At 66.7% G+C, this 21,335-nt stretch carries 18 protein-coding genes and 1 pseudogene; 16 read left to right on the forward strand and 3 right to left on the reverse strand.

Annotation, left to right across the window (positions count from 1 at the left end):
* Positions 1–101: 101 nt before the first annotated feature.
* The 13 genes and pseudogenes from pilG (at position 102) to mdcH (ending at position 15,904) form a co-directional block, all read left to right on the forward strand.
* Positions 102–500 (forward strand): twitching motility response regulator PilG, encoded by a 399-nt coding sequence (pilG, locus tag AC0SZ7_RS02165; RefSeq protein ID WP_475502777.1) that lies wholly within the window; start codon positions 102–104, stop codon positions 498–500.
* Between the two features lie 20 nt (positions 501–520).
* Positions 521–886 carry a twitching motility response regulator PilH gene (gene pilH, locus AC0SZ7_RS02170; protein ID WP_475502778.1) on the forward strand — a complete coding sequence of 122 codons (366 nt, stop codon included), beginning with the start codon at positions 521–523 and terminating at the stop codon, positions 884–886.
* A gap of 9 nt (positions 887–895) precedes the next feature.
* Positions 896–1,429: a chemotaxis protein CheW gene (locus tag AC0SZ7_RS02175; protein ID WP_475502779.1), complete on the forward strand. Its 534-nt coding sequence runs from the start codon at positions 896–898 to the stop codon at positions 1,427–1,429.
* A 30-nt stretch (positions 1,430–1,459) separates the two neighbouring features.
* A complete protein-coding gene (locus AC0SZ7_RS02180) occupies positions 1,460–3,511 on the forward strand; it encodes a methyl-accepting chemotaxis protein (protein ID WP_475502780.1) in 2,052 nt (683 codons plus the stop codon).
* 26 nt (positions 3,512–3,537) lie between these two features.
* The gene (locus AC0SZ7_RS02185; protein WP_475502781.1) at positions 3,538–9,366 is read left to right on the forward strand and encodes an Hpt domain-containing protein; all 5,829 of its coding nucleotides are present in this window, start codon (positions 3,538–3,540) and stop codon (positions 9,364–9,366) included.
* The gene (locus AC0SZ7_RS02190; RefSeq protein ID WP_475502782.1) at positions 9,359–9,817 is read left to right on the forward strand and encodes a chemotaxis protein CheW; all 459 of its coding nucleotides are present in this window, start codon (positions 9,359–9,361) and stop codon (positions 9,815–9,817) included. The genes AC0SZ7_RS02185 and AC0SZ7_RS02190 overlap by 8 nt, the downstream gene beginning before the upstream one ends.
* 129 nt (positions 9,818–9,946) lie before the next feature.
* Positions 9,947–11,623 carry a malonate decarboxylase subunit alpha gene (gene mdcA / locus AC0SZ7_RS02195; RefSeq protein WP_475502783.1) on the forward strand — a complete coding sequence of 559 codons (1,677 nt, stop codon included), beginning with the start codon at positions 9,947–9,949 and terminating at the stop codon, positions 11,621–11,623.
* Complete coding sequence (locus tag AC0SZ7_RS02200) at positions 11,623–12,495, forward strand: triphosphoribosyl-dephospho-CoA synthase (RefSeq protein WP_475502784.1); 873 nt, start codon at positions 11,623–11,625, stop codon at positions 12,493–12,495. Before mdcA ends, AC0SZ7_RS02200 begins: the two co-directional genes overlap by 1 nt.
* Positions 12,495–12,794, forward strand: coding sequence for a malonate decarboxylase subunit delta (locus AC0SZ7_RS02205; RefSeq protein WP_475502785.1), 300 nt, complete (start codon positions 12,495–12,497; stop codon positions 12,792–12,794). The genes AC0SZ7_RS02200 and AC0SZ7_RS02205 overlap by 1 nt, the downstream gene beginning before the upstream one ends.
* Positions 12,787–13,543: pseudogene (locus tag AC0SZ7_RS02210) on the forward strand (biotin-independent malonate decarboxylase subunit beta); the annotation flags it as partial. The gene AC0SZ7_RS02205 and the pseudogene AC0SZ7_RS02210, both read left to right, overlap by 8 nt.
* A 56-nt stretch (positions 13,544–13,599) precedes the next feature.
* Positions 13,600–14,391, forward strand: coding sequence for a biotin-independent malonate decarboxylase subunit gamma (gene mdcE, locus AC0SZ7_RS02215; protein ID WP_475502978.1), 792 nt, complete (start codon positions 13,600–13,602; stop codon positions 14,389–14,391).
* A complete protein-coding gene (locus tag AC0SZ7_RS02220; protein WP_475502786.1) occupies positions 14,382–14,981 on the forward strand; it encodes a malonate decarboxylase holo-ACP synthase in 600 nt (199 codons plus the stop codon). The genes mdcE and AC0SZ7_RS02220 overlap by 10 nt, the downstream gene beginning before the upstream one ends.
* Positions 14,978–15,904, forward strand: a complete 927-nt coding sequence (gene mdcH, locus AC0SZ7_RS02225) for a malonate decarboxylase subunit epsilon (protein ID WP_475502787.1) — start codon at positions 14,978–14,980, stop codon at positions 15,902–15,904. The genes AC0SZ7_RS02220 and mdcH overlap by 4 nt, the downstream gene beginning before the upstream one ends.
* Positions 15,905–16,012: 108 nt before the next feature.
* Here the strand turns inward: mdcH and AC0SZ7_RS02230 are convergent, their stop codons facing one another.
* Positions 16,013–16,933, reverse strand: a complete 921-nt coding sequence (locus AC0SZ7_RS02230) for a LysR family transcriptional regulator (protein WP_475502788.1) — start codon at positions 16,931–16,933, stop codon at positions 16,013–16,015.
* Between the two features lie 64 nt (positions 16,934–16,997).
* On the opposite strand from AC0SZ7_RS02230, the gene trhA reads away from it, so the two are divergent.
* Complete coding sequence (gene trhA, locus AC0SZ7_RS02235; RefSeq protein WP_416427321.1) at positions 16,998–17,615, forward strand: PAQR family membrane homeostasis protein TrhA; 618 nt, start codon at positions 16,998–17,000, stop codon at positions 17,613–17,615.
* On the opposite strand, the gene AC0SZ7_RS02240 is transcribed toward trhA, so the two are convergent.
* Both AC0SZ7_RS02240 and AC0SZ7_RS02245 read right to left on the reverse strand, forming a co-directional pair.
* Positions 17,612–18,331, reverse strand: coding sequence for a 16S rRNA (uracil(1498)-N(3))-methyltransferase (locus tag AC0SZ7_RS02240; RefSeq protein ID WP_475502789.1), 720 nt, complete (start codon positions 18,329–18,331; stop codon positions 17,612–17,614). The genes trhA and AC0SZ7_RS02240 overlap by 4 nt on opposite strands.
* Positions 18,332–18,456: 125 nt before the next feature.
* Positions 18,457–19,863 carry an adenosylmethionine--8-amino-7-oxononanoate transaminase gene (locus tag AC0SZ7_RS02245; protein ID WP_475502790.1) on the reverse strand — a complete coding sequence of 469 codons (1,407 nt, stop codon included), beginning with the start codon at positions 19,861–19,863 and terminating at the stop codon, positions 18,457–18,459.
* Between the two features lie 267 nt (positions 19,864–20,130).
* On the opposite strand from AC0SZ7_RS02245, the gene AC0SZ7_RS02250 reads away from it, so the two are divergent.
* Both AC0SZ7_RS02250 and AC0SZ7_RS02255 read left to right on the forward strand, forming a co-directional pair.
* Positions 20,131–20,682, forward strand: a complete 552-nt coding sequence (locus tag AC0SZ7_RS02250) for a cytochrome b (protein ID WP_475502791.1) — start codon at positions 20,131–20,133, stop codon at positions 20,680–20,682.
* Between the two features lie 29 nt (positions 20,683–20,711).
* A complete protein-coding gene (locus AC0SZ7_RS02255; protein WP_158152935.1) occupies positions 20,712–21,308 on the forward strand; it encodes a YceI family protein in 597 nt (198 codons plus the stop codon).
* The last annotated feature ends 27 nt before the right edge of the window (positions 21,309–21,335 follow it).

Consider the following 21,335-nt stretch of genomic DNA (forward strand, 5'->3'; position numbering starts at 1 on the left):
GGGGGCGCTTGATGGAATGCACTGCCTGAGTGTGCTAAAAAGGCTTGTTGATGTGGGAGCCGGTTTACCGGCGAGTTATTCAGCCTTCCAAGCGGACTCCTATGGAACAGCACCCCGCAGCGCTCAAGGTCATGGTCATCGACGACTCCAAGACGATTCGTCGCACCGCCCAGATGCTGCTTGAAAACGTCGGCTGCGAAGTCATCACGGCCACCGACGGTTTCGACGCATTGGCGAAGATCGCCGACAATCATCCGCGTATCATCTTTGTCGATATCATGATGCCGCGCCTGGACGGTTACCAGACCTGCGCACTGATCAAGAACAACAGCGCCTTCAAGGCCACGCCGGTGATCATGCTGTCGTCGCGCGACGGCCTGTTCGACAAGGCCCGCGGGCGCATCGTGGGCTCCGACCAGTTCCTGACCAAGCCCTTCAGCAAGGAAGAACTGCTGGGCGCCATCAGGACGCACGTACCGGGCTTCGCCGCCGCGCACTAATTAATGAAATGGGGAACAGCATGGCTCGTATTCTGATCGTCGACGACTCGCCGACCGAAATGTACAAACTGACCAGCATGCTGGAAAAGCACGGTCATGAAGTGCTCAAGGCCGAGAACGGCGCCGATGGCGTGGCCCTGGCCCGCCAGGAGAAGCCCGACGCGGTGCTGATGGACATCGTCATGCCCGGCCTCAACGGTTTCCAGGCCACCCGCCAGCTGCACAAGGACGCCGAAACCGCGCACATCAAGGTGATCATCATCACCACCAAGGACCAGGAGACCGACAAGGTCTGGGGCACCCGCCAGGGCGCCCGCGACTACCTGACCAAGCCGGTGGAAGAAGAAACCCTGATCAAGACCCTGAACGCCGTGCTGGCGGGCTGATAGCCGGCCATGGCGCAGACCGCCTTCGAACTGCTGCTGGACATCGACCAACGCTGCCGGCAGCTGGCGGCGCAGCTGCCGTCCCAGGAAAACCGCCTGCAGACCTGGAGCGGAATCGGCTTCCGCCTGGGCAGCCACTGGTACGTGGCGCCCATGGGCGAGGTGGCCGAAGTGCTGCACGAGCCGCGCCTGAGCCGGGTGCCCGGGGTCAAGCCGTGGCTGCTGGGCGTGGCCAACGTGCGCGGGCGGCTGCTGCCGGTGATGGACCTGTGCGGGCTGCTCGGCCATGAGCTGCTGGCCGTGCACAAGCAGCGCCGCGTGCTGGTGATTGACCGTGACGAATGGTTCGCCGGGCTGCTGGTGGACGAGGTGGGCGGCCTGCAGCATTTTCCGCTGCACAGCCTCGACCTGTCGGTGGCCGCTGACCTGCCCGCCGGCATGGCAGCGTTCGTGCAAGGCCATTTCCAGCGCGAGCAGCTGTGGAACGTGTTCAGCCCGTTCGCGCTGGCCCAGCTGCCCGGGTTCATGAATGTGGCTCTCTGATATGCTCCCAGTACAGGCGGGGGCCTGAACATGAACAAGGCAAACACCACTGGCAAGCCGGCACAGCGTTCGCGCAGCAGTGCGCAGATAGCGGGGCTGTTTGTTGCCCTGATCGTCTCGATCATGCTGCTGTTCGCCAACTTCGCCTACCTCAACACCCAATCCAACTACGACAAGCAGTACATCGGCAACGCCGGCGAACTGCGGGTGCTGTCGCAGAACATCGCCAAGAACGCCACTGAAGCCGCCTCTGGAAAGCCCCAGGCGTTCAAGCTGCTGGCCGAGGCGCGCAACGATTTCGACCGGCGCTGGAGCCTGCTCAAGTCCGGTGACACCAGCACCGGCCTGCCGCCGGCGCCGGGTGCCGTGCACCAGGACATGCGCCTGGTGCAGCGTGACTGGGAAAACCTGCGCAAGAACACCGACGCCATTCTCGCCAGCGAACAAACGGTGCTGTCCCTGCACCAGGTGGCGGCCACCCTCGGCGAAACAGTGCCGCAGTTGCAGGTGGAATACGAGAAGGTGGTGGAGATCCTGCTGCAGCGCGGCGCCCCCGCCAGCCAGGTGGCCGTGGCCCAGCGCCAGTCGTTGCTGGCCGAACGCATCCTGGGCTCGGTGAACACCGTGCTGTCGGGCGACGAAACCGCTGCGGCGGCGGCCGAGTCGTTCGGCCGTGACGCCAACCGCTTCGGCCAGGTGCTGCGCGGCATGCTCGATGGCGACCCAGGCATCCAGATCAGCCAGGTGCAGGACCGCGACGCCCGCGCGCGGCTGAAGGAAATTGCCGAGCTGTTCGAGTTCGTCTCCGGCTCCGTGGATGAAATTCTCGAAACCTCGCCGCAGCTGTTCCAGGTGCGCGAGGCTTCCACCACCATTTTCGGCTTGTCGCAGACCTTGCTGGACGAGGCGTCGCACCTGGCCACAAGCTTCGAGAACCTGGCCGGCAGCCGTACCCTGGATACCGTCGGTGGCTACGTGCTGGGCCTGCTGGCGCTGGGGTCGATCATCCTCATCGGCCTGGTGATGGTGCGCGAGACCAACCGGCAATTGCGCGAGACGGCGCTGAAGAACGAGCGCAACCAGGCGGCGATCATGCGCCTGCTGGACGAGATCGAGGACCTGGCCGACGGCGACCTGACCGTCACCGCCTCGGTCACCGAGGATTTCACCGGCACCATCGCCGACTCCATCAACTATTCCATCGACCAGCTGCGCGACCTGGTGGCCACCATCAACCTCACCGCCGAGGAAGTCGCCGCCGCCGTGCAGGACACCCAGGCCAGTGCCCGCCAGCTGGCGCGCGCCTCGGAAATGCAGGCGCAGCAGATCAGCGAAGCGTCCATGGCCATCAGCGACATGGCCGAGTCCATCGACCGGGTGTCCACCAACGCCTGGGAGTCGGCGAAGGTGGCCGAGCGCTCGGTGACCATCGCCAGCAAGGGCAGCGAAGTGGTACACAACACCATTCGCGGCATGGACAACATTCGCGAGCAGATTCAGGACACTTCCAAGCGCATCAAGCGCCTTGGCGAGTCTTCCCAGGAAATTGGCGACATTGTCAGCCTGATCGACGATATCGCCGACCAGACCAACATGCTTGCCCTGAACGCCGCCATCCAGGCGTCCATGGCCGGCGAGGCCGGGCGCGGTTTTGCCGTGGTAGCCGACGAAGTGCAGCGCCTGGCCGAGCGCTCATCGTCGGCCACCCGCCAGATCGAGATGCTGGTGCGCGCCATCCAGGCCGACACCAATGAAGCCGTCATCTCCATGGAGCAGACTACTTTCGAGGTGGTGCGCGGCGCGCGCCTGGCCCACGACGCCGGGGTGGCCCTGGAAGAAATCGAAGGCGTGTCCGAAGACCTGGCGGCGTTGATCCAGACCATTTCCGCCGCTGCGCAGCAGCAGACCAGCTCCGCCGGGCAGATTTCCCATACCATGGCGGTTATCCAGCAGATTACCGAGCAGACCTCGTCCGGCACCACCACCACCGCCGAGAGCATCGGCAACCTGGCGCACATGGCCAGCGAGATGCGCCGCTCGGTGTCGGGTTTTACCTTGCCCAAGGCCAGGGAGCCGGGCTGAGTTGAGGCACCACCAGGGGATACGCCATGGCTGACCGCCACGATTACGTAGCGCTGGAGTGGGTAAGCGGCGAAATCGCCGAGACCCTCGTGCAGGCGCGCGCCGCCCTGGAAGCCTTTGTCGCCGAACCCCATGCCGGCGAAGCCATGGGCCGCTGCCTGGGCTACCTGCACCAGGTGCACGGCAGCCTGCAGATGGTCGAGTTCTATGGTGCGGCGCTGTTTGCCGAAGAAATCGAACACCTGGGCCGCGCGCTCGCCCATGGCCGCGTCACCCAGCAGGCCGAAGCCGTGAAATGGCTGCTGCTGGCCTTTACCCAATTACCTCTTTACCTGGACCAGGTACACCTGGCCCGGCGCGACCTGCCTCTGGTGGTATTGCCCTTGATCAATGATTTGCGCGGCGCACGCGGTGCGGCGCCGTTGGCGGAGACCAGCCTGTTTGGCGTGGACCTGCCTACCCCCGAAGCCCTGGACGTGAACCAGCTGGCCCAACTCGACAACCCCGAGTTGCCCGAACTGCTGCGCAAGCTGCGGCAAAGCCTGCAGCAGGCCCTGATTGGCCTTGTGCGCGAGCCGGAAGTGGCCACGCACCTGGGCCAGATGGCGCGCGTGTTTGGCCGCCTGGAAAGCCTGTGCGAAGGCGCCCCCCTGAGCCCGCTGTGGCAGGTGGCGTCGGCCTTGGTTGAGGGCCTGCAGCACGGCAGCGTGGCGTCCAGCCCGGCCTTGAACAGCCTGTTCAAGGAGTGCGACCGCGAGCTCAAGCGCGTGCTGGAGCAGGGCTTGGCGGGCATCAACCAGCCGGCGCCGGCGCAGCTGCTCAAGGGCCTGCTGTTCTACGTGGCCACCGCCAACGGCCAGTCGCCGCGCCTGCAAGCGCTGCGCGAGGCCTATGAACTGGGCGAGCCGCCGTTGCCCGGGCGTTCGCTGGCGCAAGAGCAGGCGCAGTTGGTGGTACCCGACCCCGACGCCCTGCGCTCGGTGGTCAGCGCCCTGTGCGAAGAACTGGTACGGGTGAAGGAGCAGCTCGACCATTTCGTCCGTGGCGACCGCCAGCAAGTCTCGGCGCTGGACGGCCTGGTGCCGTCACTGCGGCAAGTCACCGACACCCTGGCGGTGCTCGGCTTCGGCCAGCCACGCAAGGTTATCCTTGACCAGATGGCCGTGATCCATGGGCTGGCCCAGGGCCTGCGCGAGCCCAGCGACTCGGTGCTGATGGACGTGGCGGGGGCGCTGCTGTACGTGGAGTCGACCCTGGTGGGCATGGTCGGCCCCGACGAGCCGGCGCGCGCCGACGACAGCCGCCTGCCCAGTACCGAACTGACGCAGATTCACCAGTTGGTGATCAAGGAAGCGCGCTTCGGCCTGCAGCAGGCCAAGGACATGATCAGCGAGTACCTGGAGTCGGGCGGCGACCGCGAGCGGCTGCAACCCTTGCCGGCGCTGCTCACCCAGGTGCGCGGCGCACTGGCGATGATTCCACTTGTGCGGGCTGCGGGCCTGCTGGAAACCTGCAACGACTACATCAAGGCGCACCTGCTGGCCGACCCGGAACAACCGGGCCCCCGCCAGCTGGATAACCTGGCCGATGCGCTCAGCGCCATCGAGTATTACCTGGAGCGCCTGAGCGGTGACCCCCAGGCGCCGGGCGAGCGCATTCTCGACGTGGCCGAGGAAGGCCTGGCGGCCCTGGGTTACCTGCCGACCGCGCTGGAGGTGCCGGTGCTTGAAGAAGTGCTGAGCCCTACCGAAGCCCTGGTGCTGCGCGACCTGCAACCACTGGGCAGCCCGCAGGTGGTGCAGTCGCTGGCCGAGGTGCTGGCCAACCCGGTGCCTGGCTTCAACCCGCCGGCGCAATCGGCGCCCGCCAGCCTGTTGCCGCCACCCGCCGACGAACTACCGGTGGATGACGAGCTGCGCGAAGTGTTCCTGGAAGAAACCGACGAGGTGCTGCAGGTGCTGCGCGAGTACCTGCCGCGCTGGGCCGCCGACCACGCCGACCAGCGCGCGCTGGGTGAGCTGCGCCGGGCCTTCCACACGCTCAAGGGCAGTGGCCGCATGGTGCGCGCGCTGGTGCTGGGCGAGCTGGCCTGGGCCTGCGAAAACCTGCTGAACCGGGTACTGGAAGGCAGCGTCGGCGACACGCCGGCCGTGCAGCGGCTGCTGGAACAGGCTCAGGCATTGCTGCCGCGCCTGGCCAGCGACTTTGCCGCGCAGCGCCAGCGTCAGTGCGACGAAGTCGACCAACTGGCCGCACAGGCCCATGCCCTGGCCAGCGCCACGCCGGACGAGGCCGAGATCGACCCGCAGCTGCTGGATATCTTCCGCAACGAAGCGCTGGGGCACCTGGCTACCGTCGAGCGTTTCCTGGCGGCCGCCGGCGGACAACCGGTCGCGGTGGACGATGCACTGCAGCGCGCCCTGCATACCTTGAAAGGCAGCGCCTACATGGCTGGCGTGCTGCCCATGGCCGAACTGGCCGGCCCGCTGGACGCCTTGACCCGCGAATACAAGGCGCACCAGCTTGACCTGGGGGCGCAGGAACTGGGCATGCTCAGCCGCGCCGTGGCCTGCTGGCACGCCGGCCTGGCGCAGCTGGCCAGCACACCGCTGGCGGCGATTGCTGGCGCGGCGGTGCTGGCCGCCGAGGTCAACGCCCACCTGCAGCAGCGCCTGGCGCCGTTGGGTGATGCGCCCCGCACCCGGCGTGACCCGCAGGCCACCCAGGCCTTCCTGGGCCAGGCCATGGACATTCTCTACGACACCGAGAGCATGCTGCGCCGCTGGCGCCAGCAGCCCGCCGACCGCAGCGAGCTGGAACGCCTGCTGGATGAACTGACGCAGCTGGGCGAGGGCGCGCAGTGGGCCGACCTGCCGGCGGTGGACGCTCTGTGCGAAGCCTTGCTGGACCTGTACGGCGCGGCCGAGGAAAGCAGCGTCAACGTCAACAGCGCGTTCTTCGACGAAGCCGAGCGCGCCCATGACGGCCTGATCGACATGCTCGACCAGGTGGCCGCCGGCCAGGCCGTGACGCCCCAGCCCGAGCGCATTCGCGCACTGCATGCGCTGGTGGAGCAGGGCCTGGCCCCCGGCGCCATGGGCCGTGTGGGCGAGGACGGCATCACCGAGCTGCCGGCACTGCCCGGGCATGCCGACGACAGCGTGGTGGCGTTTTTCCTCGATGAGGGCGCCGACCTGCTCGACAGCGCCGACCAGGCCCTGCAGCGCTGGCTGGCCGACCCTGACAACCTGGCGCCGCTGACCTCGCTGCAAGCCGACATGCACACCCTCAAGGGCGCGGCGCGCATGGCCGACGTGGCCGCCATCGACGAGCTGGCGCAACAGCTGGAACTGCAATACGAGGCGCTGGGCAAGCGCCGCCTGGCGTTCAGCGAAACCCAGGCGACGTTGCTGCTCGACAGCCATGAGCAACTGGCGGCCATGCTGGAGCAACTGCGCCGCGGCCAGGGCGCCAGCAGCGCCGAGGACCTGGTGCAGGCCCTGGCCGAAAGCCGTCATGACGCCGTGGCCGTGCCGCCCGAAGCCAGCCCGGCAGCCGCCGGCGCCGGTGATAATGAACTGCTGAACGTGTTCCTTGAAGAAGGCTTCGACATTGTCGAAAGCTCTGGCGCCGCCTTGCAACGCTGGCAGGCCGAGCCGCGCAACAGCCTGGAAATCGAGAACCTGCTGCGCGACCTGCACACCCTCAAGGGCGGTGCGCGCATGGTCGAGATCGCGCCCATCGGCGACCTCGCCCACGAGCTGGAATTCCTCTACGAAAACCTTTCCGCCGGGGTGTTGGCGCCCAGCCCGCCGTTGTTCAGCCTGTTGCAGAACGGCCACGACCGCCTGGGCAACATGCTCGACGCCCTGCGCCGCCACCAGCCGGTCAACGCCGACCCGACGCTGATCGCGGCCATTCGTGGCTTCGTCAGCCCGGTGCCGGCCACGCCGCCGCCGGAGCGCGCGGTGCTGTTGCCCGAGCCGCCCGCCGCGATGCAGGAGCGCGCGCCTGGCGACATGGTCAAAGTGGCCGCCGAGCTGCTTGAAGACCTGGGCAACCTGGCCGGCGAAACCTCCATTTTCCGTGGCCGCATCGAGCAGCAGGTCAACGATGCGCAGGTGGCGCTGGGCGAGATGGAAACCACCATCGAGCGCATGCGCGAACAGCTGCGCCGGCTGGACACCGAAACCCAGGGGCGCATCCTCAGCCGCCAGCACGCCGACAGCGAGCGCCAGGGCTACGAAGACTTCGACCCGCTGGAAATGGACCGCCACTCGCAGCTGCAGCAGCTGTCGCGGGCGCTGTTCGAATCAGCCTCCGACTTGCTCGACCTGCAGGAGACCCTGGCTGCGCGCAATCAGGCCGCGCACAAACTGTTGCAGTTGCAGGCGCGGGTGAACACCGAGTTGCAGGAAGGCCTGATGCGTACGCGCATGGTGCCGTTTGAGCGCATGCTGCCGCGCTTGCAGCGGTTGGTGCGGCAGGTGGCGGGCGAGCTGGGCAAGGAGGTCGAGTTCGACGTCGGCAACGCCGAGGGCGAGATGGACCGCAGCGTGCTGGAACGCATGCTGGCGCCGCTGGAGCATATGCTGCGCAACGCCGTCGACCACGGCCTGGAACCGGCCGAGGTGCGCCTGGCCAAGGGCAAGCCGGCGCGTGGGCGCATCAGCCTGAACCTGCTGCACGAAGGCGGTGACATCGTCATCGAACTCAGCGACGACGGCGCCGGCGTGCCGCTGGACGCAGTGCGCGCCAAGGCCATCAAGCGTGGGCTGATTGCCGCCGACAGCGACATCAGCGACCACGAGGTGCTGCAGTTCATCCTTGAACCGGGGTTCTCCACGGCGGCCAAGGTCACGCAGATTTCCGGGCGCGGCCTGGGCATGGACGTGGTGCACGAAGAGGTCAAGCAGCTGGGCGGCTCGATGATCATCGACTCGCGCGCAGGGCAGGGCGCCCGCTTCCAGATCCGCCTGCCGTTCAGCGTGTCGGTGAACCGCGCGCTAATGGTGCAGTGCGCCGACGAGGTCTACGCGCTGCCGCTCAACGGCCTTGAGGGCATTGTGCGGGTGATGCCCGCCGAGCTTGAAGACTATTACCACCTGGACCCGCCGCGCTATCACTACGGCGGCCATGGCTACGACCTGCGCTACCTGGGCGACCTGCTGTACAACACGCCGCGGCCCAACCTGCTGGGCCAGACCGCACCACTGCCAGTGTTGCTGATTCACGGCCAGGACCACCAGATGGCGGTGCAGGTGGATGCGCTGGCCGGCTCCCGGGAAATCGTGGTGAAAAGCCTGGGCCCGCAGTTTGCTGCGGTGCAGGGCCTGTCCGGCGCAACCATTCTGGGGGACGGGCGGGTGGTGCTGATTCTCGACCTGCTGGCCCAGGTGCGTGCGGCCCACGCGCGGCAATCGCAACCGCAGCCTGCGACTGCCCAACCGGTGCTACCGCAGGCCGACACGGCGGCCAGCCGGCCGCGGCTGGTGATGGTGGTGGATGACTCGGTTACCGTGCGCAAGGTCACCAGCCGCTTGCTGGAGCGCCACGGTATGAACGTGTTGACGGCCAAGGACGGCGTCGACGCCATGGCGCTGCTGCAGGAACACATGCCCGACGTGCTGTTGCTGGACATCGAAATGCCGCGCATGGACGGCTTCGAGGTAGCCACCGAGATCCGCCACGACCCGCGCCTCAAAGACCTGCCGATCATCATGATCACCTCGCGTACCGGGCAGAAGCACCGCGAGCGGGCCATGGCCATTGGCGTCAATGACTACCTGGGCAAGCCGTACCAGGAGTCGGTGCTGCTCGACAGCATCGCCCAGTGGAGCCGCAGCCATGCTTGACCGTGCCATCGGCCGCCGTACCACCCTGACCGCGCTGCTGTTGCCGTTGTCGGACCGCACCCTGGTGCTGCCCAACGTGGCGGTGGCCGAGCTGATCGGCTACCAGTTCGGCCAGCCGGCGCCCGACCGCCCGGCCTGGCACCTGGGGCATATCACCTGGCGCAACCAGCTACTGCCGCTGGTGAGCTTCGAAGCGGCCTGCGGTACGCCGCCGGTGGTAGGCCCGCAGGCGCGCATCGTGGTGCTCAATGCCCTGGGTGACAGCCCGCTTCGTTTTATCGGCATGCTGGTGCAGGGCGTGCCGCGCTCGTGCCGGCTGGACAGCCAGCTGAGCTACGTCGATGTGCCGCTGGCGCCCCTGGAAGTGGCGGCGGTGCAGGTGGGCGAGCAGGTGGCCAAGGTGCCCGACCTGGTAGGCATCGAACGCCTCCTGGACGCCGCCGCCCTGTGATTTCTGGGAGCTGGCAAGCCAGCTCCCACAATCATTACCCCCAAGGTAATGATTCCACCCGCTGCTTGATTGATACCCCCGCCCCGCGCGCCTAAGGTCTACCCACGACATCCCCGCCGTGGAGGCCCCATGACAAGCACAAACACCCCCGAGCCACAGTGGTCGCGGCGGCGCAGCGAGAAACAGCGGCGCCTTGCACAGGTGCGCGCCCTGGCTGACGGCGTGGTACTGCCCACCGACGGCATCGTTGCCGCGCTGGAAGCGCTGCTGATGCCCGGCGACCGGGTGGTGCTGGAAGGCAACAACCAGAAGCAGGCCGACTTTCTCTCGCGGTCGCTGGCCCAGGTCGACCCCGGCAAGCTGCATGACCTGCACATGATCATGCCCAGCGTTGGCCGCCCCGAGCACCTTGACCTGTTTGAAAAGGGCATCGCGCGCAAGCTCGACTTCTCCTTCGCCGGCACCCAGAGCCTGCGCATCAGCCAGCTGTTGGAAGACGGCCTGCTGGAAATCGGCGCCATCCACACCTACATCGAACTGTACTCGCGGCTGGTGGTGGACCTGATCCCCAACGTCGTGCTTTCCGCCGGCTTCATGGCCGACCGCCAGGGCAATATCTACACCGGCGCCAGCACCGAGGACAGCCCGGCGCTGATCGAGCCGGCAGCCTTCAGCGACGGTATCGTGATTGTGCAGGTCAACCAGCTGGTGGATGACGTCAGCGACCTGCCACGGGTGGACATCCCGGCCAGCTGGGTGGATTTCGTGGTGGTGGCCGACCGGCCGTTCTACATCGAACCACTGTTCACCCGCGACCCCCGGCACATCAAGCCGGTGCACGTGCTGATGGCGATGATGGCGATTCGCGGCATCTACGAAAAACACAACGTGCAGTCGCTGAACCACGGCATCGGCTTCAACACCGCCGCCATCGAACTGATCCTGCCCACCTACGGCGAGTCCCTGGGCCTGAAGGGCAAGATCTGCCGCAACTGGACCCTCAACCCGCACCCCACGCTGATCCCGGCCATTGAAAGCGGCTGGGTGCAGAGCGTGCACTGCTTCGGCACCGAATTGGGCATGGAGAACTACATCGCCGCCCGGCCGGACGTGTTCTTCACCGGCCGCGACGGCTCCATGCGCTCCAACCGCATGTTCTGCCAGCTGGCCGGCCAGTACGCTGTCGATCTGTTCATCGGCGCCACCCTGCAGGTGGATGGCGACGGCCATTCCTCCACCGTGACCCGCGGCCGCCTGGCGGGCTTCGGCGGCGCACCGAACATGGGCCACGACCCGCGCGGCCGCCGCCATGGCACCCCAGCCTGGCTGGACATGCGCCGCCCCGGTGGCGACGAAACCGCTACCTTGCTGGAGCGCGGGCAGAAGCTGGTGGTGCAGATGGTGGAGACCTTCCAGGAGGGCGGCAAACCGACCTTTGTCGAGACCCTGGACGCGGTGGACGTGGCGAAGAAGACCGGCATGGCCCTGGCGCCGATCATGATCTACGGCGACGACGTCACCCACTTGCTCACCGAAGAGGGCATAGCCTACCTGTACAAGGCGCGCTCGCTGGAAGAGCGCCAGGCGATGATTGCCGCCGTGGCCGGGGTTACCGCCATCGGCCTGCGCCACAACCCCGCCGACACCGCGCGCATGCGCCGCGAAGGCCTGATCGCGCTGCCCGAAGACCTCGGTATCCGCCGCACCGACGCCACCCGTGAGTGGCTGGCGGCCAAGAGCATCGCCGACCTGGTGGAGTGGTCCGGTGGCCTCTACAACCCCCCTGCGAAATTCAGGAGCTGGTGATGCATGCGCTCATTGCACAACCCAAGGCCCCGGGCCTGGCCGAGCAGTTGGCCGATCTGGCGGTGGACGCGCTGTTCGACGAAGCCGACCTGTCACCCAAGCCGGCGTTGGTGGACCGGCGTGGCAGCGGCGCCCATGACGACCTGCACCTGGGCCTGATGCACGCCTCGGCGCTGGCCCTGTGGCCGGCGTTCCAGGCCATGGCCGGGGCGGCGATGCTCGGCGGTCACGTTGACCTGCCCCTGCGCGAAGCCCTGGGGCGCCACGGCCGCGACGGCGAAGCCGACATGCTGCGTACCACGGCGGGGGTGAATACTCACCGTGGCGCCATCTGGGCCCTGGGCCTGCTGGTGGCCGCCGCCGCGCTGGCGCCCGACAACCTGGCGCCGGCCGCCGTGGCCGAGCGTGCCGGCGCCCTGGCCCGCCTGCCGGACCGGCTGGCGCCGCAGCCCCTGAGCCACGGCCGGGTGGTGGAGCAGCGCTATGGCGCCGGGGGTGCCCGCGCCGAAGCCCAGGCCGGTTTTCCCACCGTCATCCACCATGGCTTGCCGCAGCTGCGCGCCAGCCGCCTGGCAGGGCATGGCGAGCAGAACGCACGGCTGGATGCGTTGCTGGCAATCATGGCCACCCTGGCCGACACCTGCGTGCTGTACCGCGCAGGCCCCGAGGGCCTGTCGGCCATGCGCGAAGGCGCTGCGGCGGTGCTGGCCGCCGGTGGCAGCGCCACCCTGGCCGGGCGCCGCCGTCTGCACGCCCTCGACCAGCAACTGCTGGCCCTCAACGCCTCGCCCGGCGGCGCCGCCGACCTGCTGGCGGCCTGCCTGTTCATCGATCGCCTGGAACATGGCGAGCATTCACGGAGCCTTGCCTGATGGAAACCCTCAACTTCGAATTCCCTGCCGGGCAGCCGGCCCGCGGCCGCGCCCTGGTGGGCTGTGTCGGCTCGGGCGACCTGGAAGTGCTGCTGGAGCCCGGCACTGCCGGCACCCTGGCGATCCAGGTGGTGACCTCGGTCAACGGTGCCGCACAGCGTTGGGAGCACCTGTTCGCACGGCTGTTCAGCGGCCAGTCGCTACCGGCGCTGCGCATCGACATCAATGATTTCGGCGCTACCCCCGGGGTGGTCCGCCTGCGCCTGGAACAGGCCCTGGAGGAGATTGGCCATGACTGATACCGCGCGCCTGCTGCAGCAACACAGCTTTATCGAACTGGGTGCCCGCCAACGGGCCAAATCCTTGCTGGACGAGGGCAGCTTTCGCGAGCTGATCGACCCCTTCCAGCGCGTCATGTCGCCGTGGCTGGCGCGCCAGGGCGTGGTGCCCCAGGCCGACGACGGCGCTGTCATCGCCAAGGGCACGGTCAACGGCCGCCCGGTGGTGCTGGCCGCCATCGAAGGTGCGTTCCAGGGCGGCAGCCTGGGCGAGGTGAGCGGCGCCAAGATTGCCGGGGCGCTGGAACTGGCGGCTGCCGACAACCGCAAGGGCATTCCCACCGCCGCCATCCTGCTGCTGGAAACCGGTGGCGTGCGCTTGCAGGAAGCCAACCTGGGCCTGGCGGCGATTGCCGATATCCATGCTGCCATTGTCGACCTGCGCCAGTACCAGCCGGTAGTCGGTGTTATCGCCGGCAGTGTCGGCTGCTTTGGCGGCATGTCCATCGCTGCCGGGCTGTGCAGCCACTTGATCGTCACCCGTGAGGCCCGCCTGGGGCTCAATGGCCCGCAGGTGATCGAGCAGGAAGCCGGCATTGCCGAATACGATTCGCGCGACCGGCCGTTCATCTGGAGCCTGAGCGGTGGCGAGAAACGTTTCGCCCAGGGGCTGGCTGATGCGTATGTGCGTGACGACGTGGTGGACATCAAGGCCAGCGTGGTCGGCTGCCTGGCCCAGGGTGTGCCAGCGCAGCTGCGCAGCCAGCAGCATGCGCGGTTCCTGCAGCAGCTTGAGGCGGTGCAGATCCATGCCGAAAGCCAACCACTGCAAGCTTCCGTCCGTGGTGCACACTGGTTTGCTGCCCTCACAGTCGACACCCGTCCTGTCGCCGGCCTGCCTGCTTCGGTCAGGGCCGCCGACAGCGACAGCGCTCGCTTCATCGCGGTTGTCGCCAACCCCGCTAACCCGTTCCCGCGCGCCCGCCAGGGTGAAGTCGGCCTGCTTGAAGGTTGGGGCCTGGCCAAGGCGGTGGACGAGGTGATCGAAGCCGACCGTGCTGCGACGACCAAGCGCGCGCTGGTCGCCATCGTCGACGTGCCCAGCCAGGCCTATGGCCGCCGCGAAGAAGAGCTGGGTATACACCAGGCACTGGCTGGGGCGGCCGACGCCTACGCCCGCGCACGCCTGGCTGGGCACCCGGTGGTGGCGTTGCTGGTGGGCAAGGCCATGTCCGGCGCCTTTCTGGCCCACGGCTACCAGGCCAACCGGCTCATCGCCCTGCGCGACCCGGGTGTGCAGGTGCATGCCATGGGCAAGGCCTCGGCGGCGCGGGTCACCCAGCGCAGTGTCGAGGCACTGGAAGCCTTGGCCGCCAGTGTGCCGCCCATGGCCTATGACATCGACAGCTACGCCAGCCTGGGGCTGCTGTGGGAAACCCTGTCGGTGACGCGGATCGAGCAACCCACTGCTGATGATGTGAGCCGCGTGCAGGCCTGCCTGGCCCAGGCGCTGGCGGATATTGGTGCCGATGACCGCGACCTTGCCGGCCGCCTGGGTGCGCCCAACCGGGCCGCCTCGGCGCGGGTGCGCCAGTTGCTGCGCGAGCAATGGCAGTGATACGCCCCCATGACCTGCTGTGGGGCCTGACGCCGGCCATGCTGCCGGCCGATGCCCCGGCCTGGGCAGCATCGGCGCTGGCCGACGGGCAGCCGGTGGTGGTGCGCCGCGCCAATGTAGCGGCCGGGCAGGTGGCGGTGGGTGTGCGCGGCATCAGCCGTGACCAGCGCTACGGCACCTGCATGCCTTTGGCGGCCATCCGCCGCCAGGTCAGCCCGGAAGACCTGACCCAATGCGTTGGCCAGCGCGACTGGCCGGCGCTGCAGGCGCTGTACCGGTTGCGCCCGCAATTGGATGCCTGCGGCCTGGTGTGGGGCGTGAGCGGCAGCGCCGGCTTCGAGCTGGCCAGCGGTTTCGCCGCCCTGCACCAGGGCAGCGATCTCGACCTGCTTCTGCGCACGCCACAGCCCCTTTCGCGGCACGCAGCGCGGCAGTTGCTAAGCGTTCTGGAGCCCGCAGTGGACGTGCAATTGCAGACCCCCGCTGGTGCCGTGGCCCTGCGCGAATGGGCGGGCAGCAGCCACAAGGTGCTGCTCAAGGCCACCGACGGCGCGCGGCTGGTCTCCGATCCCTGGAGCCTGGCCTCGTGAGCACCCTGCTGGCGTTTCCCGGCCAGGGTGCGCAGCAGCCCGGCATGTTGCACGGATTGCCGGCCCACCCGGTGGTGCAGGCGTGCCTCGACGAGGCCGGCGCGGCCTTGGGCGAAGACGTGCTGGGCCTCGATACGGCCCGGGCCTTGAGCCACACCCGCGCCGTGCAGCTGTGCCTGCTGGTGGCGGGCGTGGCCAGCGCGCGGCTGTTGTTGCAGGACGCCCCGCTGCCCGATTACGTGGCGGGCTTGTCGATCGGTGCCTATCCCGCCGCCGTGGTTTCCGGTGCCCTGAGATTTGCCGACGCCGTGCGCCTGGTGGCCCTGCGCGGCGAGTTGATGCAGGCCGCTTACCCACAGGGCTATGGCATGACCGCCATCGTCGGCCTGGACCTGGCGCGCGTTGAGCAATTGCTGGCCGAGGCCGACGGCCCGGTGTACCTGGCCAATATCAATGCCGACAACCAGCTAGTGATTGCCGGCAGCAACCCAGCCATGGCCGCCGTTGCTGCACGGGCGCGGGCCGAAGGCGCCGGGCTGGCCAGGCCGCTGGCCGTCAGCGTGCCGTCGCACTGCCCGCTGCTGGCAGAGCCGGCGCAGCAACTGGCCGAGGCGTTCGCCCAGGTCACACTGCAGGTGCCGCGCATTCGCTACCTCAGCGGCACCAGCGCCCGGCCGATCGTGCAGGCCGAGCGCCTGCGTGATGACCTGGCCTTCAACATGTGCCGCGTCGTCGACTGGCGCGCGCTGGCCTGCACTGCATTCGAGCGTGGCGTGCGCCTGCACATTGAAATGCCGCCAGGCACCGTGCTTACCGGCCTCAGCCGCCGCGCCTTCACCGAAGGCACCCTGTTCGCCTGGCAAGGCACCCGCCTGGATACCTTGCAGGCGCTGATGCAGGAGGAAGCCCGGCGCCCTCAATAATCCGTAAATGCCCGACAAAAACGCGGCCAACTGTCTTCTGTGGGAGCTGGCTTGCCAGCGAGTTGTTGAGGCCAGAAAAGCTCGCTGGCAAGCCAGCTCCCACACGGGTTAGGGGGAAGTCAGGCGGTTGGTGTACATCCGGCATTCGGCCAGCAATGCCAGCAGGTTGGGGTCGCGCTCCTTGGCGCGCAGGAACACCACGCCAATATGCTGCTGCAGGTGGTATCGCGCCTGCAGCGGCACCAGCCGCACGCGGTTTTCGTACACCGCCGCCACGCGCCCTGGCAGCAGCGCGTAACCCACCCCGGAACTGACCATGCTCAGCAGGGTGAAGATGTCATTCACCTGCATCGCCACCTTCGGCTCGAAGCCAGCCTGGCGGAACACCCTGGCGCCGTCCTGGTGGGTGGCGAAGCCCTGGGTCAGGGTGATGAAGGTGTCTTCGTGCAGTTCCGCAAGGTCCACTTCGCTGCGCCCGGCAAAGGGCGAGTCGGCCGGGGTGGCCAGGAAAATGTCATCGGCGAACAGCGGCAGCTGCTCGCAGTCGGGGTCGCTGACGGTCTCGTCCAGTGACACCAGGATGGCGTCGGCCTCCATGTTCTTGAGCTTGTACAGCAGGTCGGTGTTGGAGCCCAGTATCAGGTCGATGTTCAGCTCGCTGCGCCGCAGCTTCAGGCCCATGATCAGCTGCGGCACGGTCTTCACTGTCAGCGAGTACAACGAGCCCAGGCGAAAGCGCTCCGCCGAGAAGCCTGCGGCCTCGCGCGTCAGGCGCACGGCGCCGACCACGTCCTGCACCAGTTTCTGCGCGTGCTCCTCCAGCACGTAGGCACTTTCCAACGGCGTGAGGTTGCGCCCCTCGTGCTTGAACAGCGGGCAGCGCAGCGCGCTTTCCAGCGAGTGAATGGCGCGGTGCACGCTGACATTGCTGGTGTTGAGCTCTGCCGCCGCGCGCCCCAGGTTGCCGGTGCGCATGAAGGCCAGGAAGATTTCCAGCTTCTTCAACGTCAACTCTTCATCAATCAACATCACACTGGCTCTGTTAGGGTAGGGGGCGATTGCATTCCAATCGAGACCAAGGAGAAACGACTGCATGTATCACGGCGAACGATTCAACGCCTGGACACACCTGGTCGGTGCGGTGCTGGCGTCCATTGGTGCTGTCTGGATGCTGGTGCTGGCAAGTTTCCAGGGCGACGTGTGGAAGATCGTCAGCATGGCGATCTATGGCGTGACCCTGGTGATTCTGTATAGCGCTTCGACGGTTTACCACAGCGTGCGGGGGCGCGCGAAGGTGATCATGCAAAAGGTCGATCATTTTTCGATCTACCTGCTGATCGCCGGCAGTTACACGCCGTTCTGCCTGGTGACGTTGCGCGGGCCCTGGGGCTGGACCCTGTTCGGGATTGTCTGGGGGCTGGCGGTGATCGGCATGCTGCAAGAGATAAAGCCGCGCTCGGAGGCGCGGGTGCTGTCCATCGTCATCTACGCGGTGATGGGCTGGATCGTGCTGGTGGCGGTCAAGCCGCTGCTGGCGACGCTGGGCACCGCCGGGTTTGCCTGGCTGGCCACCGGCGGCGTGTTGTACACCGTGGGCATTATTTTCTTCGCCTACGACCAGCGCTTCCGCCACTGGCACGGCATCTGGCACCTGTTCGTGATTGCCGGCAGCCTGTTGCACTTTGTGGCGGTGTTCTTCTACGTCCTCTAGAAGTCGCCCCACAGCTGTTGCGCCACGGCCAGCGCCACCACGGGCGCGGTCTCGGTGCGCAGCACCCGCGGGCCCAGGCGCGCCGAGTGGAAGCCCTGGGCCTGGGCCTGGCTGACCTCGGCGTCGGACAAGCCGCCTTCGGGGCCGATCAGGAACGCCAGGGTTGCAGGCCGCGCGTGGCTTACCAGCGGCTCGGCCACCGGGTGCAGCACCAGCTTCAGCTCGGCGTCGCAGGCCTTCAGCCATTCGCTCATCAGCACCGGTGCATGAATCACCGGCACCGTGGAGCGCCCGCATTGTTCGCAGGCGCTGACCGCGATCTGCTGCCAGTGGGCCTGGCGCTTCTCGGCGCGCTCGTCCTTGAGGCGCACTTCGCAGCGCTCGCTGATGATCGGGGTGATCTCGCTCACGCCCAGCTCGGTGGCTTTCTGGATGGCCCAGTCCATGCGCTCGCCACGGGACAGGCCCTGGCCCAGATGAATCCTGAGGCTGGATTCGGGTTGGCCGGCAAAGGCCTCGTCGAGCTGCACGCGCACGCGCTTCTTGCCTACTTCCAGCAGGGCGCCACGGTATTCCTGGCCCGAGCCGTCGAACAGCTGCACGGCATCGCCTTCGGCCATGCGCAGCACGCGGCCGATGTAGTGGGCCTGGGCCTCGGGCAGTTCGTGCTCGCCCAGGCTCAGGGGGGCATCGATGTAAAAACGGGAGAGTCTCATGGGGTGTCTCGAATCGGGGCTTCGCAATATCCGTAGCAGCTGCCGAAGGCTGCGTCCGCAGGCAACCCGGTGTTGTGTCGGGACGCAGCCTGCGGCAGCTGCTACGGGGTCATTGGGTGTGGCGGTTAGCCCGGGTCGCGGAAGTCGGGGTGGAAGTCGCTCGGCACGGCCACGCTGACACTGGTGCGGGTGGCGATGTCGATGCCCTCGCTGGCCACGTCGGCCAGGAAGTCGATCTGCTCCGGGGTGATGATGTACGGCGGCAGGAAGTACACCACGCTGCCCAGCGGGCGCAGCAGCGCGCCACGGGTCAGGGCGTGGTTGAACACCTGCAGGCCACGGCGTTCCTGCCACGGGTAGGCGGTCTTGGTGGCTTTGTCCTGGACCATCTCGATGGCCAGCACCATGCCGGTCTGGCGCACTTCGGAGACGTGGGCGTGGTCGGCCAGGTGCGCGGTGGCGCTGGCCATGCGCGCGGCCAGGGCCTTGTTGTTCTCCACCACGTTGTCCTGTTCGAATATGTCCAGGGTCGCCAGGGCCGCCGCGCAAGCCAGCGGGTTGCCGGTGTAGCTGTGCGAGTGCAGGAAGGCGCGCAAGGTGGGGTAGTCGTCGTAGAAGGCGCTGTAGACGTCGTCGGTGGTCAGGCACGCGGCCAGTGGCAGGTAGCCGCCGGTGAGCGCCTTGGACAGGCACAGGAAGTCCGGGCGGATGCCGGCCTGCTCGCAGGCGAACATGGTGCCGGTGCGGCCGAAGCCCACGGCGATCTCGTCGTGGATCAGGTGCACGTTGTAGCGGTCGCAGGCCTCGCGCAGCAGCTTGAGGTACACCGGGTGGTACATGCGCATGCCGCCGGCGCCCTGTATCAGCGGCTCGACGATCACCGCGGCGACGCTGTCGTGGTTCTCGGCCAGGGTCTGCTCCATGGCCAGGAACATGTTGCGCGAGTGCTCTTCCCAGCTCATGCCCTCGGGGCGCAGGTAGCAGTCGGGGCTCGGCACCTTGATGGTGTCCAGCAGCAGCGCCTTGTAGGTCTCGGTGAACAACGGCACGTCGCCCACGGCCATGGCGGCGATGGTTTCGCCGTGGTAGCTGTTGGTCAGGGTGACGAAGCGCTTCTTGTTCGGCTGGCCGCGGTTGACCCAGTAGTGGAAGCTCATTTTCAGCGCCACTTCGATGCAGGACGAACCGTTATCGGCGTAGAACACCCGGTTCAGGCCTTCTGGCGTCATCTTCACCAGGCGCTCGGACAGCTCGATCACCGGCTGGTGGCTGAAGCCGGCAAGGATCACGTGCTCCAGCTGGTCCACCTGGTCCTTGATGCGCTGGTTGATGCGCGGGTTGGCGTGGCCGAAGACGTTCACCCACCACGAGCTGACCGCGTCCAGGTAGCGCTGGCCTTCGAAGTCTTCCAGCCAGATGCCTTCACCGCGCTTGATCGGGATCAGCGGCAGTTGTTCGTGGTCTTTCATTTGGGTGCAGGGGTGCCACAGGACCGCGAGGTCGCGTTGCATCCACTGGTTGTTGAGGCCCATTTTCTCTCTCCTGGCAGCAGCGTGGTCGCAAGCCTATGCAATGCATGGGCTGGGGGCAACTAACAACACTGTGGGAGCTGGCTTGCCAGCGAGTTTTTCATCGCCCGCACAGCTCGCTGGCAAGCCAGCTCCCACAATTAACGTTCGCTTAACGCTTTGCATCTATAGTTATTGATCGGGTATCTAGATATTTCAAAGCGAAATTTTCCGCTTTAATTCGATAGATAAAAAGCTAGTCTTTGTCGAAGAACTTACAGGAACACCGTGATGCAGTTACGCAACTCTCCTTCCCGCTACGGCTGGGTCAGCATCTTCCTGCACTGGGGAGTGGCGCTGGCCGTGTTCGGCCTGTTCGCCCTCGGGCTGTGGATGGTCGACCTGGGCTACTACGACCCATGGCGCAAGGCCGGCCCCGACCTGCACAAAAGCATTGGCCTGACGCTGTTCGCGTTCATGTTGCTGCGCGTGGTGTGGCGCTTCATCAGCCCACCGCCGCCACCGCCGCCCACCCAGGGCCGGTTGACCCGCATCGCCGCCAAGCTGGGCCACGCATTCCTTTACCTGGACCTGTTCCTGGTGATGGCCGCCGGTTACCTGATTTCCACTGCCGATGGCGTGGGCATCCCGGTATTCGGCCTGTTCGAAGTCCCCGCACTGTTCAGTGGCCTGCCTCAACAGGCGGAAGTGGCCGGTGACGTGCATCTGTACCTGGCCTGGATCCTGGTGATCTTCGCAGTACTCCATGGCCTGGCCGCCCTGAAACACCACTTCATCGATCGTGACGCGACCCTGGTACGTATGCTGGGCCGCAAAGGCTGACCTTAAACTCCACTCAAGGAATACCGCACATGTTGAAAAAGACACTGGCCGCTCTGGCTCTGGGTACCGCACTGCTGACGGCCGGCCAGGCCATGGCTGCCGACTACACCATCGACAAGGAAGGCAACCACGCCTTCATCAACTTCAAGATCAGCCACCTGGGCTACAGCTTCATCTACGGTACCTTCAAGGACTGGACCGGTACGTTCAGCTTCGACGCCGCCAAGCCTGAAGACAGCAAGATCAGCATCACCCTGAACACCAAGAGCGTCGACACCAACCACGCCGAGCGTGACAAGCACATCCAGAGCAAGGACTTCCTGGAGACCGACAAGTACCCAACCGCTACTTTCGTGTCGACCAGCGTCAAGCCAACCGGCAAGAATGCTGATGGCAAGCTGACCGCCGACGTGACCGGCGACCTGACCCTGCACGGCGTGACCAAGCCGGTCGTGGTCAAGACCGTGTTCCTGGGCGAAGGCAAGGACCCATGGGGCGGCTACCGTGCCGGCTTTGAAGGCACCACCACCATCAAGCGTTCTGATTTCGGCAAGATGATGGACCTGGGCCCGCAGTCCGACACCCTGACGCTGGACATCACGTTCGAGGGCGTGCAGAAGAAGTAATTTCTTCGGCGCACAAAAAAACCGCAG

The organism is Pseudomonas sp. JC1203 (assembly GCF_056175065.1).

What these genes read in the sequence shown, in the direction of transcription:
- pilH (WP_475502778.1), top strand. Translation starts at nt 521, where the DNA reads ATGGCTCGTATTCTGATCGTCGACGACTCGCCGACCGAAATGTACAAA.
- AC0SZ7_RS02180 (WP_475502780.1), top strand. Translation starts at nt 1,460, where the DNA reads ATGAACAAGGCAAACACCACTGGCAAGCCGGCACAGCGTTCGCGCAGC.
- AC0SZ7_RS02245 (WP_475502790.1), bottom strand. Translation starts at nt 19,863, where the DNA reads ATGGGCCTCAACAACCAGTGGATGCAACGCGACCTCGCGGTCCTGTGG.
- trhA (WP_416427321.1), top strand. Translation starts at nt 16,998, where the DNA reads ATGTATCACGGCGAACGATTCAACGCCTGGACACACCTGGTCGGTGCG.
- AC0SZ7_RS02255 (WP_158152935.1), top strand. Translation starts at nt 20,712, where the DNA reads ATGTTGAAAAAGACACTGGCCGCTCTGGCTCTGGGTACCGCACTGCTG.
- AC0SZ7_RS02205 (WP_475502785.1), top strand. Translation starts at nt 12,495, where the DNA reads ATGGAAACCCTCAACTTCGAATTCCCTGCCGGGCAGCCGGCCCGCGGC.
- AC0SZ7_RS02230 (WP_475502788.1), bottom strand. Translation starts at nt 16,933, where the DNA reads ATGTTGATTGATGAAGAGTTGACGTTGAAGAAGCTGGAAATCTTCCTG.
- AC0SZ7_RS02240 (WP_475502789.1), bottom strand. Translation starts at nt 18,331, where the DNA reads ATGAGACTCTCCCGTTTTTACATCGATGCCCCCCTGAGCCTGGGCGAG.
- AC0SZ7_RS02220 (WP_475502786.1), top strand. Translation starts at nt 14,382, where the DNA reads ATGGCAGTGATACGCCCCCATGACCTGCTGTGGGGCCTGACGCCGGCC.
- AC0SZ7_RS02250 (WP_475502791.1), top strand. Translation starts at nt 20,131, where the DNA reads ATGCAGTTACGCAACTCTCCTTCCCGCTACGGCTGGGTCAGCATCTTC.
- mdcA (WP_475502783.1), top strand. Translation starts at nt 9,947, where the DNA reads ATGACAAGCACAAACACCCCCGAGCCACAGTGGTCGCGGCGGCGCAGC.
- AC0SZ7_RS02190 (WP_475502782.1), top strand. Translation starts at nt 9,359, where the DNA reads ATGCTTGACCGTGCCATCGGCCGCCGTACCACCCTGACCGCGCTGCTG.
- AC0SZ7_RS02175 (WP_475502779.1), top strand. Translation starts at nt 896, where the DNA reads ATGGCGCAGACCGCCTTCGAACTGCTGCTGGACATCGACCAACGCTGC.
- AC0SZ7_RS02200 (WP_475502784.1), top strand. Translation starts at nt 11,623, where the DNA reads ATGCATGCGCTCATTGCACAACCCAAGGCCCCGGGCCTGGCCGAGCAG.
- AC0SZ7_RS02185 (WP_475502781.1), top strand. Translation starts at nt 3,538, where the DNA reads ATGGCTGACCGCCACGATTACGTAGCGCTGGAGTGGGTAAGCGGCGAA.
- pilG (WP_475502777.1), top strand. Translation starts at nt 102, where the DNA reads ATGGAACAGCACCCCGCAGCGCTCAAGGTCATGGTCATCGACGACTCC.